Origin of the sequence: Escherichia sp. TW14182 (assembly GCF_000208525.1) — a bacterium.
Lineage (GTDB): Bacteria > Pseudomonadota > Gammaproteobacteria > Enterobacterales > Enterobacteriaceae > Escherichia > Escherichia ruysiae.
Genome location: NZ_AEJZ01000492.1, coordinates 1 through 560, shown reverse-complemented (window position 1 = coordinate 560; position 560 = coordinate 1). Strand labels below are relative to the sequence as shown.

1 pseudogene is annotated in these 560 nt (G+C 47.7%); it reads left to right on the top strand.

What is annotated here, in order from left to right:
- Positions 1 to 68 precede the first annotated feature (68 nt).
- A pseudogene (locus tag EQY_RS27375) lies at positions 69 to 560 on the top strand (hypothetical protein); the annotation flags it as partial.

Genomic DNA, 560 nt, shown 5'->3' with positions numbered 1-560 from the left:
AGCGCACTGGCCGATAGCGGGCTTTTTTATGGATAACTGAAGCAGGAGAAAGAGCAGGGCGGTGACTAATGAAAGAGTCGGACTGGAAAATCATAAGGCACCGACTGGAAACCGGGGATGCGTCCGCCAGAGAATTGGGCAAGGAGTATGGAGTCAGTCATACAACGATAAATAACAGAGCCAGAAAGGAAGGCTGGAAAAAGCCTGGAAATAAACTTTCCACTAAAAAGGTTTCCACACGAAAAGTGGAAAGTGGAAACTCAGAAACTGACAACTCGCCATCTCCCCAAAAAACAGGCGGGCACAAATCAAAAAATACCAGATTCGCACCTTCATCTGATGATACTGATATTCCTTTTAACCCCGATGAATTCGGCGTTTCTGACCAGCAGGCAAAATTCGCCATGCTGGTTGCCCAGGGTAAAAAGCCGACTGAGGCATACCGACTGGCTGGGTATGAAGGGGAAGGAAACACTGCATGGGTAGCAGCCTCTCGTTTGTACAGGAATGATAAGGTTTTTCGTGCTATCAGCTACTTCCGCAATCAGTACCAGAAACGC